Below are 12,042 nucleotides of genomic sequence, written 5' to 3' on the forward strand. Positions count from 1 at the left end.
TGAGCACCAACCGGTAGCCCATGTTCTCCATCAGCTTCTCGGCACGGCTTTCGATGGTTTGCGACGCCATCATCAGGTGCACCCAGTAGGCGCGGCCCTGCCGGCCGATGGAGTCGAGTACCTCCACCGCGGTCGGCATGATACGGAACCATTCGTAGAACTCGTCGATGACGACAACCAGCATCGGAAGCGGCGGGAGGTCCTGGCCACGCGCCTGCATTCTGGAGCGGATCTCGTTGTACTCCTTGGCGCCGTCGACACCTGCGTTGTCACACATCGTTTTGCGGCGGGCGATCTCGCCCCACATCGCCTCCAGGAACCGCTCCATCAACGCCTGGTCTTCTTCCAAGTCGGTGATGATCCGCGACACATGCGGCACCCCGGCGAAGGGTTTGACCGCCGACCCGCCCTTGAGGTCGGCCAAAACGAACTGCAGCTCGTCGGGTGGGTGCCCGAGCAGCAATGACTCGATCACCGTTCGCACCAGTGTCGATTTGCCCGAGCCGGTGGTTCCCGACATCACGCCGTGCGGACCGTCACCACCTTCGTCCAGTGACTTCATGTCCAGAAACAGCAGCTCGCCGTTGTCGGAGCGGTTGCCGAACGGCACCCGCAGCCGGGACCGGCTGAGCGGGTCGTGGCGGCCGGCCCACAGCTCGGCGAAGTCGATTCTTCCGGCGTCCTCGATCCCGTAGTAGGACAGGATGTCCCGGGCGCCGATATGGTGCGTGACCCGTTGCCCGATCTCCTCGTAAGCCTCGGCCAGCCGCCAGTGCGCCATCCGCTGCGCAAACTGCTCCGCGTCTGCCACGGTCAGCTGATCCGCCAGCGCGAAAAACCACTCGTTGTCATCGATCACCATCGAGGTGTCGCGGTCACGGGGCAGCGCGTGAATGACCCCCTTGCTGTCGAGCCGCAGTACCCGCTCCGGTACGCCGGTCCACTCCGGGGTGCCGGTCAGGTCGAAGAACGTCACCCCATCGACGCCCTCTGTAGTGTTCACATACTCCCACTGGGGATCAGCAGCATCGCCGACGATCAAGTGGTGCGGCGTCGGTGTCTCCGTCGACGAACTGGCGTGTCGAGGCATGAACGACCCCCGCCCGGAGAACAGGTCGCCGTGCTCGGCGGCGAACTCACGCACCGACCCGTACACCATCCGCGCGTTGCCAGCGGCATCCTGACGTCGAGGATCACCGAAATGCGGGAGCCATTTCACCCAGTCCCACTGCGCCACATCCGAACTGACGACGATCATCCGCACATGGTCCGGGCCGTGTGAAAACGCCAGCTGACAGATGATCGCCCGGATCAGCGCCAGCACCTGCTCGCGGTCGCCCACCAGCGAATACCAAGGTTCGACCAGCAGTGACACCATCTTCGGCAGGTTGTAGACCACGCTTTGGTAGCGCCCGAATTCCTGCAGCGCTTTGCCGGTGACCGGCTCCAACTCGATGTCGGTGGGCATGTTCTGCGGCTCACCCCAGGTCACCTCGGGCCGCGTCATCCCCACCCCCACCCGGGCCAATCCGAAGTTGAGGTCCTTGCCGTTGGGCTGACGCTCCCACATCCGGGCCGAGCCCACCGCCGCGGTCAGCGTCACCGGAGCGGGGTGAAACCAGCGGTAGTTCGTGTCCATGCTGTCCGCCGACTCGGCCGCCGACTCACGCAACCGGTCGAGCATCAGCATGAACTGCGCTCGCATCGCGTCCAGTTTCGGCCGACTCAACTGCTGATTGCCGCCACCGAAACGGCCGCCGAACATCATCATGGCGACCCCACCGATCATGAAGATGGGGAAAATCGAACCGGCACCCAGAAACATCCGCGACCCGCTGGCCACCGTCATCGCGACCATGCCGACCAGCAGTCCGACCACCAGCACCCCGACCACCACCAGCCACCAGGGCTTGCCCTCCGGCGGCGGGACGCTCAGCGGCGTCGGCAAGACGATGTTCTCCGGCTTGACCGCCGGAGCCCGTTCCGGCGTCGGACGGGCAAATCCGCGTTTCACTTCGGCACCACCAGTTCTGCAGGGTTCATGTCGGTCGGCAGCGAGTCATGACGCAGCAGGGCATCCTCTCGGGAGAGCGTCGGCCCCGGCGCCAGCAGCCGCAGCGCCACCCACGGCGCGGGAGTCGGTTCCTCGCTCAAGCCCAGCGCGGTACGGGTCTCGCGGGTATCGGGCACCCCATATCGTGCGCCCGCGTGCGACAACCACCATAGCGATTCGGTTGTCGCCGCGTCGGCTTCGTTACCCGTCATCGCCACGAAGTTGGCATAGCCAGGGCCAAAATAGACGCGGTCGGCTTCGCGGCCGGTGGTGTCCACTTTCACCAGCGAGACCACTTTGTGCGTGTCGCTAGCCCGCACCGGGATCGTGGGGCCGGACACCACCTGAACCCGGGCCCGGGTCTCCCCGCCGGTGCGCTCCCACCACCAGCAGGTGGCCGGGTTGTCCCGGATGTCGATCACGTTCAGCGGGCCGTCCGGGTAGGCCGACAAATCCAATCCGGATACCACCGGCATTTTCGCCAACGCCGGCGGCGCCACCACGACCGGTTTGCCGTCGGGGTTGGAGCCGGCGTTCAGCAGAATCCTCGCCACCACCGACGACACTGTCTCCACACCATCCGGCAGAACCACCGAATACTGTTGCGGCCCAGACAGTTGCGGTGTAACGAACACCGTTCCCACCGGCCCCGGCGCATCCGGGAAGCGGGCCTGACCACCCACATCCGGCACGGCTGGCACCGACAATTCCGGTCCCACCGGCAACGCGTCGAACAATGCTCTGCTCATCGGCTTGGCCTGATCAACCTGTTCCGGGGACAACCCCAGCGGTATCAGCACCGCGCGGTCGGCGGCGCTGATGCGCGACCGGCGATTCTGCCGGATCACCCACGAGTCATCACCGTATTTCAGCACCACCGCGTCCTGCTCACCCAACACCCGGCGCCGGCCCGAGATGTCGGGAGTTCCGTCGATGACCGTCACCGTCACCGGTGACGGCGCGCCCACTCCCCGGGTGTTGGTCACCGCGTCGCAGATCAGCCACGATGACGACGCCGGACTCCTGGGCAGGAACTCTGACGGTGCACCCGGGATACCGACCAGTGGCCCGTGCGGCTGGTCGTCGATTTGGCTGGACCGCACCTTGTGCGGATTGTCGGGGCGCCCGGCAATCAGCCGCGCCGACGCCAAATTCAAGGCCGGGTACAACGTGTCGCCCACCCGGACATACAGCGCGCCGGAATCACGGTCGGCGATGATCGGTGATTCGTTACGCAGTTGGCCGGACGGGCTCAAAAACGACTGCAGCAATGCGCCCAGGCAGACGACTGCCGCCGCCGACACAGACGCCACCACCGCCAGGGACTGCCGCCGACCCGGCTCGATTTCCATTCGAACCTGCCAGCGGGTCAGCGCCATCGCGGTGCGCCGAGCCAGGAACTGGTAACCCGTCATCTGGGTGCGGGTCGACAACCCCAGACCGTAGCCGGTCCCCCGGTCTTCGTCAGTCACGGTGGACCGCGATCCCGCGCGGTCTCCGGGCGTGCTGCGACCCGGGCGCGCTCTTGGCCATCATCTGCTGCTCCTACCTGCTGAGATCCCCACTGCGCATGCTAGCGATGTTCGGTGACGTCCGCTCGTCGGGCGGTGACCGAACGAGCCAATCGCCGGGTTACAACCGGCCGGTGGCGATATAACTGCACCAGGCTGTGGTTCGCCTGGCAGTCACCCTGGAGGTCACCTCGGTGAACCGAGGTTTTCGTGTATGGTCGCAGCTGTGACGACTACCGACGGACACAGCGCTGAAAGGCGCTTTGATTCGCCTGTTTCGCCTGGTTCGACTAATTCCACGGATTCCATGAGGCCGGCGGTCGGGCCGGTGGACGACGAGACCGCTCACCGCGTCGACTATCCTGCCCAGCTTGTCGACGTCGAGATGGAGGTGGAGGTGGAGCAGGGCTACCGCACCGAGATCCACGGCGCCCACGACACCATCGACATCGAGACATACGGCGGCGGGTTCGACCTCACCCGGCGGGCGACCGCTCCGAAGCTGCGGGTTTGGAAAGACAAGTGGTTCAACCTGTTGTGGCTGATCCCGATCGGCCTCGTCGGACTGATCGCGGCGGTCGCGATCGGCAAAGGCATCCGCAACATGCCCGGCGTGGAGGAGTTCATCGCCCAGCACCCCGGAGCCGACGCATCGACCGCCGGCCCGCCGGGACTGCCGTGGTGGGCCAACTGGACACACTTTTTCAACTTGTTTTTGATGATGTTCATCATCCGGTCCGGGATCCAGATCCTCTGCGACCATCCGCGCCTGTACTTCAGCCGCAACTCCACTCCCGGCAAGGATGAATGGCTGCGGGTGGGCCCGCCGGTGCCCGACGACCCATACTGGACGGCGAACTCCGACACCGTCGCACTGCCCGCGCAGTTCGGGTTACCCGGCTTCCGGCATTCCATCGGACTGGCCCGCTGGTGGCATTTGGGCGTCGACGTGCTGTGGCTGCTCAACGGCGCGATCTTCTACGTGCTGATCTTCGCCACCGGGCATTGGCGCCATATCGTGCCGACCAGCTGGGACGTCTTCCCCAACGCGCTATCGGTAGCCATCCAGTACATGTCACTGAACTGGCCGGTGGACAACGGCTGGGTGGCCTACAACGGTTTGCAGTTGCTGGCCTATTTCACCACGGTCTTCATTGCCGCACCCGCCGCGCTGATCACCGGCCTGGGCATGTCACCGGCGCTCTCGCAGCGGCTGGGCGTCATCAGCAAGCGACTCAACCTGCAGGTCGCGCGCTCGCTCCATTTCTTGGTGCTGGCCTACTTCCTGTTCTTCATCCTGACACACGTCACGATGGTGTTCGCCACCGAAGCGCTGCGCAACCTCAACCACATGTTCGCCTCCCGCGACGACAACAGCTGGGTGGGCTTAGGGTTCTTTGCTTTGGCCATGACCGTGACGGTGATCGCCTGGGTTTGGGCCACCCCGTTCACCATCAAGCACCCGCGGGTAGTGCAGCGGGTGGGCTACATGCTGGTCGGCCCGTTCCAGCGGCTGCTGGAAAACCTCAACCCCAAGCCGGGCACCTTCACCGAGGCCGACATCTCGCCGCACCACTGGCGCAACGGCCGGCTGCCGGAGACGGTCGAGTACAAGGAGCTGGAGGCAGGCGACTTCGCAGACTGGCGGCTCAAGGTCTACGGCCTGGTGGAGAACCCGATGGAGTTCTCGCTGGAGGACCTCAAGGCACTGCCCTACCACGACCAGATCACCCAGCACATGTGCATCCAGGCCTGGTCAGGGGTTGCCAAGTGGGGCGGTGTGACGATGCAGACCATCATGGACATCGTCAAACCGCTGCCCGAGGCCAAGTGGGTCATGTTCTACTCGATGGGGCTCGGCGCCACCGGCGGCATCTACTACAACGCACACCCCATCGACCAGATGAGAAACCACATGTCGATGCTGGCCTACAACATGAACGACGAGCCGCTGCCCTACATGCACGGCAAGCCGCTACGGCTGCGCAACGAGTTGCAGCACGGCTTCAAACAGGTGAAGTGGATCAAAGGCATCGAGTTCGTCGCCAGCTACAAAGAGATCGGCAGCGGCTACGGCGGCTACAGCGAAGACCACAAGTTCTTCGGACGCCACCAGACGATCTGACGATCTGCCCGGAGCCCTCACACGGGGCGATCCCGCCGATCCCGCCGCCACCGCCCATCCCGGGGATTCCCTGATGCGGCCAGCCCGACACGGGTAAGTCAAATTCCGGTCCACGCGGCGTCCAGCCGCCCGGCAACGTCGATGATCTGGGCCTGTTGTGCCGGTGGGCTGTCGATCTCGTCGGCGACGTAGGAGGCGATGAACCGTCGAATCTCGCCGTCGACACCGGCGACGACGCGCAGCACCTCACCGCGGATCGACCGCGACGACACCTGGACCGTGATGTCCGAGGGCCGCGGCTTCACCACGTCGACGATCAGCAGCAGTGGATCGGCGGCCCGCGCGGTGGCCCGCAATGCGATATCGCCGGCGACGGTGAACCGCTGCTTGTCCAGGCGCAGGTCGACGAGCAGATCGATGGCCAGTGGAATGTGAATGGCAAACGTGATCGCATCGCCCAGGTTTCGGGTGACCGCAGGTTGCTGGATCTTCACCTTGGCGCTGACTCGGGCGATCTTGCCCGGCCCCTGACCGATGGGGGCCATCTCGAACTCGTCCCCGGCGATGACGGCGAATGCAGCCGCTATGCGCGCTTCGGTGACCGCAACCTCGAAGAACTTACGGCCGAACTCTTCGTAGGTCAGGTAAGTAAAGGAGTTGTGCTGTTGCATAGATCAATACTGGTCTACGCCTCAGACCTCGACCACGACGGCACCACCCATCCCACCGCCGGCGCACATCGCCGCGACGCCGAAACCGCCACCGCGCCGCCGCAGTTCGTAGACAACAGTGGTCACCATCCGCGCACCGGTGGCCGCAACGGGATGACCGAGGCTGCATCCGCTGCCGGAGCAGTTGACCAGCGCCTCGTCCAGGCCGTGTTCCCGGCACGCGGCGATCGGCACCGACGCGAAGGCCTCGTTGATCTCCCACAACGCGACGTCACCGGCCGACAGCCCGGCGCGATCCAGCACTTTGCCGATCACTTTCACCGCCGCCAGTCCGGTGTCCCGGGGGGCGACTGCACTGGTCGCCCACGCCCTGACGGTTCCCAGCACGGTGAGCCGTTCGGCGGCGGCGTACTCGCGGTCGACCAGTGCGACAGCGGCAGCAGCGTCGTTGATGCCGCTGCTGTTGCCTGCGGTTATGGCGAACCCGTCGATCTCGGGGTGCAGCACCGGCAGCGATGCCAGCCGAGCCATGGTGGTGTCGCGGCGCGGATGCTCGTCGACGCTGAAATCGACCACCGTCCCGTCGGGCTGGCGAACCTTCAGCGGCACGATCTCCTCGGTGAACTTGCCGGCGTCGATCGCCGCCACCGCGCGTTGATGGGACCGCAACGCCCACGTGTCCATCTCCTCGCGACCGATCCCCATGGCCTTCGCGGTGTTCCAGCCCACCGTGACCGACATGTCCATGGCCGGGGCGTCCGGCGTTTCCGGGTGGGTCGGTGGCAGCCACGGTTCGTGAAAATTCACCCCCGGCCCGGACCCGGGCACCCGCCACTTCATCAGCGGTGCCGTCGACATCGACTGCACCCCACCGGCGACGACGACGCGTTGCATCCCGGAGATGATCTGCGCGGACGCGTTGCCGATCGCGGTCAGGCTGCCCGCGCAGTGCCGATTGACCGCCAGGCCGGGCACATCCGGCATGCCGCAGGCCACCGCTGCGTATCGCGCCAGATCACCACCGCCATAGTTGGATTCGGCAAAGATCACGTCGTCGACGGCGGCCGGGTCCAAACCCGCCCGGCGAACCACCTCCGGCAGCACGGCCACGGCAAGGGCTTCCGCGGGCGTGTTGACCAGCGCCCCCTTGAACGATCGCGCGATGGCAGTCCTGGTGGCGCCGACGATGACGGGTGTGGGCATATTCGCGGCCTCTGTTTACAGGTGGGCTTTCTTTGCAATGACAATAATAATTGTAGACACGGGGTCGACGCTGGTCGACAGCGGCCGCCGGGTCAGCCCCGACGGCGTCGAGCACCCCCTCCGCTGTCTTCCGGTTCGATCACGCCGCGGCGGGTCAGGTGTTCGATCAGCGGATCCACGCCTGCCGCAAGGTGTTCCGCCATCGCGGTGCGGGCGAGCTTGCCGTTTCGCGCTGTCAGTGCGGCCAGCACCCGCCGGTGGTCGCGAACCGAGCGGGCCGGCCAGCCGGCGATGGTGGGAAACACCGATTCGGGTGCGTAGCGCGTGATCCGCGACATCAGCTGGGCGAGTTTCGGCGAATTCGCCGCCACATTGATGGTCCGGTGAAAGTCGTGGTTCAGGCGCACCGTCCGGTCGTCGTCGTCACCGGCATAGGCGTCTTCCAACTCGGCCTGGATCTCGCCCAGCTCGCGCAACTGGTGGTCACTGATGCCCGCAGCGGCCCGAGCGGCGAGTTCGCCCCCGACATAGGCCTGCACATTGGCGACGTCCACCAGATCCCGCCCGGTCACCGGCAACACCACGAAGCCGCGGTGCGGCTGCTGCGCGAGCATCCCTTCGGCTCGCAGTTCCAACAGCGCCTCACGCACCGGGGTGACGCTGATATTCAGATCCGTCGCCAACTGGTCCAGCCGGACGTACTCCCCCGCGGCGTAGGTACCGTCGAAGATGCGTTTCCGGACGAAGGTCGCGACCGCTTCGGAAAGCTGTGGCCGGGCGGCGAAGTCGGGACCTGCGGGGCCTGCCATCACTTTAGACCCGGTACTCGGCGAGCAGTTGCCTGCTGATGATCTGCTTTTGAATCTCACTTGTTCCCTCACCGATCAGCAGGAACGGCGCGTCGCGCATCAATCGTTCGATCTCGTATTCCTTGCAGTAGCCGTATCCGCCGTGGATCCGGAAGCTCTGCTGGGTGACTTCGCTGCAGTACTCGCTGGCCAGGTACTTGGCCATGCCGGCGGCCTGGTCGTTGCGTTCCCCGGAGTCCTTCAGCCGGGCGGCGTTGACCATCATCAGGTGCGCAGCCTCCACTTTGGTCGCCATTTCGGCGAGTTGGAATGCGATCGCCTGGTGCTCGGCGATCGGCTTACCGAATGTGCTGCGCTGCTGGGCATATCGCACCGCCAGCTCGAACGCGCGGATCCCCACCCCGCAGGCTCGCGCCGCGACGTTGACCCGCCCGACTTCGATGCCGTCCATCATGTGGAAGAAGCCCCGGCCGGGCGTGCCGCCGAGGACGTCGCCGCCACCGGCCGAGTAGCCGTCGAAAACCAGCTCGGTGGTGTCGATGCCCTGATATCCCAACTTGGCGATTTTGCCCGGGATCGTCAGCCCGGGTACGACTTCCCCGAAGCCGGTTGGCTTCTCCACCAGGAACGCGGTCAGGTTGCGGTGCGGGGTGTCCGCTCCTTCGTCAGTACGCACCAGCACCGCGATCAGTGTCGAGCTGGCACCGTTGGTCAGCCACATCTTCTGGCCGTCGATACGGTAGCTGCCGTCGGGCACGCGGGTCGCCCGGGTACGGATCGCGGCGACGTCGGAGCCCAGCTCGGGCTCCGACATCGAAAACGCGCCTCGTGTCTCGCCGGTTGCCATCGCCGGCAGGAATCGCTGCCGCTGTTCGTCGGTTCCGTGCTGGTGGATCATGTACGCAACGATGAAGTGGGTGTTGATCACCCCCGAAATACTCATCCAGCCGCGGGCCAGCTCCTCGACGCACAACGCGTAGGTGAGCAGGGACTCACCCAGCCCGCCGTACTGCTCGGGGATCATCAGGCCGAACAGGCCCATCTCGCGCATCTGGTGAACGATTGTCTCCGGGTAGGTGTCGGTGCGCTCAAGTTCTGCCGCGTTGGGCATCACCTCATTTTCGACGAATTCCCGTACCGTTGCCATGATTTCGATCTGACTTTGGGTGAGGCCCAAGGTCTGAGCCAGCCTAGTCATCCAGCACTACCTTCCGAGACCCTCTCGAAGACGGCGGCCAGGCCCTGGCCACCGCCGATGCACATGGTTTCCAGGCCGTAGCGCACCTGGCGGCGGCTCATCTCCCGTGCCATCGTCGCCAGCATCCGCACTCCGGTCGCGCCGACCGGGTGCCCGAGCGAAATCCCGGAGCCGTGCACGTTGGTCCGCGTCAAGTCGGATGCGCCGAATCGCCATTCGCGCAGCACCGCCAGTGCCTGGGCGGCGAACGCCTCGTTGAGCTCGATCAGGTCGATGTCGGCCAGCCGCAGACCCGCACCGACCAACGCCGCCTCCGTCGCCGGCACCGGGCCGATGCCCATGACGGCCGGCGCCACGCCGGCGACCGCCCACGACACCATTCGCACCAGCGGGGTCATCCCCAATTCGGCGGCTCGCTCCGGTGTGGTCACCACGCACATCGCGGCAGCGTCGTTTTGTCCGCTGGCGTTGCCCGCAGTCACCGTTGCCTGTGGATCATCTTCTGTCAAAATGGGTTTGAGCTTGCTCAGCGTCTCCAACGACGTATCGGCGCGCGGGTGCTCGTCGGTGTCAACGAGTTGCATGCGTTGCTCCCCCCGCCGGACCGGAACCGGGACCGGGATGATCTCGTCGGCGAAAACACCGTCGTTTTGCGCGGCGACCGCACGCTGGTGCGACGTCACCGCCAGTTCGTCCTGTTCGGTGCGGGAGATCTCGTACTCCCGGCGCAGATTCTCCGCCGTCTCCAGCATGCCGCCCGGCACCGGGTGGTAACGGCCGCCGGCGGTGGTGCGCCCGCGCGTCAGCCCATCGTGGATGCGGACGCCGCCACGGGCGCCCCCCCAGCGCATCTCAGTGGAGTAGAACACCACGTTGCTCATGCTTTCCGTGCCACCGGCGATGACCAGGTCCTCGGCGCCGCTGCCGACCTGCAGGCACGCCTGGATCACCGCCTGCAGGCCGGATCCGCACCGCCGATCGACCTGCATGCCCGGAACGGTCACCGGCAGACCGGCGTCCAGGGCCACCACCCGCCCTATCGCCGGCGCTTCGGTGCTCGGGTAACAGTGGCCGAGAACGACGTCATCGACGATCTCTGGCGGGATCGCGGTCCGTTCCAGCAGCCCCTTCAACGCCGCCACGCCGAGGTCGACGGCGGTCAACGACTTGAACACGCCACCGTAACGACCGATCGGTGTCCGGACCGGTTCGCAGATCACCGTGTCCCTCTCAACCCGTCGCGTCACTCGCTGCGCTCCGTTCCGCTCACTCGACTCACATGAACCTACCGCCGGTCACCTCGAGCACCGTGCCGGTCATGTATGAGGACAGATCCGACGCCAAGAACAGCGCGACGCCGGCGACCTCGGCCGGCTCCCCGGCCCGCCCCATCGGTACCTCGGCAAGCTTGGCGTCCCAGATGCGTTGCGGCATCGCCTCGGTCATCGCCGAACGGATCAGCCCCGGAGCGATCGCGTTGACACGAACACCTAGATGGGCGAGCTCTTTGGCGGCGGCTTTGGTCATCCCGATGATGCCGGCCTTGGCCGCCGAATAGTTGGTCTGGCCGACCAGGCCGACCTTGCCCGACAGCGAGGACATGTTGACGATCACCCCGCGCTTGTTCTCCCGCATGATCGCCGCAGCTTTGCGGGTGCCGTTCCAGGTGCCCTTCAAATGCACCGCGATCACCTGGTCGAACTGGTCCTCGGTCATCGTTCGCAAGGTGGCGTCGCGGGTGACCCCGGCATTGTTCACCATGATGTCCAGCCCCCCGAACCGCTGAATCGCGGCTGCCAGCAGCGCGTCGACGTCATCCGACACCGTCACGTCGCTTCGGACCGCCACCGCGGTGTCGTCACCGAGCATGTGTGCTGCGGCCTCAGTGGCATCCCGGTCCAAGTCGCCGAGGACCACCCGGGCTCCCTCGGCGACAAAACGCTGCGCTATTGCGAAGCCCAAGCCCTGCGCACCGCCGGTGATCACCGCCGTCCGGCCCTCCAGCAACGCCACTCTGCCACCCTCCTTGTCGGGCCTTGTCGGGCCTTGTCGGGCCTGGTCTGGCCTTGTCTGGCGGCTACCTGCCGCCTCTCCCGGTCGCTATCATCGCACATCATATTTCATATATGATCTGGTCTGGATATCAACCGGAGAATGGAGCGCAGTGGATGACCGAGACCTCGGTTGACGACGATGTTTTCAGCGAAGTCCTGGCTCAGACACGCCGGTTCGTCCGCACTTCCGTGATTCCGCGGGAGCAGGAGATCGCCGATCACGATCGCGTACCGGATGACCTCCGCGAGCAGGCCAAGCAGTTGGGATTGTTCGGTTATGCGATTCCCCAGCGGTGGGGCGGGCTGGGCCTGGATCTGGCACAGGATGTCGAGTTGGCCATGGAACTGGGCTACACCTCGCTGGCGGTGCGGTCGATGTTCGGCACCAACAACGGCATCGCCGGACAGGTTCTGGCCG

The 12,042-nt window shown here is 65.6% G+C and carries 10 protein-coding genes; 2 read left to right on the forward strand and 8 right to left on the reverse strand.

Features of this window, described 5'->3' with window-relative positions; translation table 11 throughout:
* Both eccCa and eccB read right to left on the reverse strand, forming a co-directional pair.
* Window positions 1-2,014 (reverse strand): type VII secretion protein EccCa (eccCa, locus tag AC2VON_RS19070; RefSeq protein ID WP_486954349.1); only part of this gene is annotated, 2,014 nt, incomplete at its 3' end.
* Complete coding sequence (gene eccB, locus AC2VON_RS19075; protein WP_486954350.1) at window positions 2,011-3,525, reverse strand: type VII secretion protein EccB; 1,515 nt, start codon at window positions 3,523-3,525, stop codon at window positions 2,011-2,013. The genes eccB and eccCa, both read right to left, overlap by 4 nt.
* A 424-nt stretch (window positions 3,526-3,949) precedes the next feature.
* Here eccB and AC2VON_RS19080 point away from each other — a divergent pair, with 424 nt between their 5' ends.
* On the forward strand, window positions 3,950-5,689 hold the full coding sequence (locus AC2VON_RS19080; RefSeq protein ID WP_486954358.1) for a molybdopterin-dependent oxidoreductase: 1,740 nt from the start codon (window positions 3,950-3,952) through the stop codon (window positions 5,687-5,689).
* Window positions 5,690-5,787: 98 nt separating this feature from the next.
* Here the strand turns inward: AC2VON_RS19080 and AC2VON_RS19085 are convergent, their stop codons facing one another.
* The 6 genes from AC2VON_RS19085 to fabG all read right to left on the reverse strand — a co-directional run bounded on the left by AC2VON_RS19085 (window position 5,788) and on the right by fabG (window position 11,583).
* The gene (locus tag AC2VON_RS19085; RefSeq protein WP_486954351.1) at window positions 5,788-6,360 is read right to left on the reverse strand and encodes a hypothetical protein; all 573 of its coding nucleotides are present in this window, start codon (window positions 6,358-6,360) and stop codon (window positions 5,788-5,790) included.
* A gap of 21 nt (window positions 6,361-6,381) precedes the next feature.
* Window positions 6,382-7,563: a thiolase family protein gene (locus tag AC2VON_RS19090; protein WP_486954352.1), complete on the reverse strand. Its 1,182-nt coding sequence runs from the start codon at window positions 7,561-7,563 to the stop codon at window positions 6,382-6,384.
* Between the two features lie 92 nt (window positions 7,564-7,655).
* On the reverse strand, window positions 7,656-8,372 hold the full coding sequence (locus AC2VON_RS19095) for a GntR family transcriptional regulator (RefSeq protein WP_486954353.1): 717 nt from the start codon (window positions 8,370-8,372) through the stop codon (window positions 7,656-7,658).
* A 4-nt stretch (window positions 8,373-8,376) separates the two neighbouring features.
* Window positions 8,377-9,570, reverse strand: a complete 1,194-nt coding sequence (locus AC2VON_RS19100) for an acyl-CoA dehydrogenase family protein (RefSeq protein ID WP_486954354.1) — start codon at window positions 9,568-9,570, stop codon at window positions 8,377-8,379.
* Complete coding sequence (locus tag AC2VON_RS19105; RefSeq protein WP_486954355.1) at window positions 9,567-10,817, reverse strand: acetyl-CoA C-acetyltransferase; 1,251 nt, start codon at window positions 10,815-10,817, stop codon at window positions 9,567-9,569. The genes AC2VON_RS19100 and AC2VON_RS19105 overlap by 4 nt, the downstream gene beginning before the upstream one ends.
* Before the next feature lie 28 nt (window positions 10,818-10,845).
* Window positions 10,846-11,583, reverse strand: a complete 738-nt coding sequence (fabG, locus tag AC2VON_RS19110) for a 3-oxoacyl-ACP reductase FabG (protein ID WP_486954356.1) — start codon at window positions 11,581-11,583, stop codon at window positions 10,846-10,848.
* 155 nt (window positions 11,584-11,738) lie between these two features.
* Here fabG and AC2VON_RS19115 point away from each other — a divergent pair.
* Window positions 11,739-12,042 (forward strand): acyl-CoA dehydrogenase family protein (locus tag AC2VON_RS19115; RefSeq protein WP_486954357.1); only part of this gene is annotated, 304 nt, incomplete at its 3' end.

The organism is Mycobacterium sp. TH-M82, assembly GCF_057473605.1.

Excerpts from the sequence above, each read along its gene's own strand:
- AC2VON_RS19080 (WP_486954358.1), top strand. The coding sequence starts at position 3,950 with ATGGAGGTGGAGGTGGAGCAGGGCTACCGCACCGAGATCCACGGCGCC.
- AC2VON_RS19085 (WP_486954351.1), bottom strand. The coding sequence starts at position 6,360 with ATGCAACAGCACAACTCCTTTACTTACCTGACCTACGAAGAGTTCGGC.
- AC2VON_RS19090 (WP_486954352.1), bottom strand. The coding sequence starts at position 7,563 with ATGCCCACACCCGTCATCGTCGGCGCCACCAGGACTGCCATCGCGCGA.
- AC2VON_RS19095 (WP_486954353.1), bottom strand. The coding sequence starts at position 8,372 with ATGGCAGGCCCCGCAGGTCCCGACTTCGCCGCCCGGCCACAGCTTTCC.
- AC2VON_RS19100 (WP_486954354.1), bottom strand. The coding sequence starts at position 9,570 with ATGACTAGGCTGGCTCAGACCTTGGGCCTCACCCAAAGTCAGATCGAA.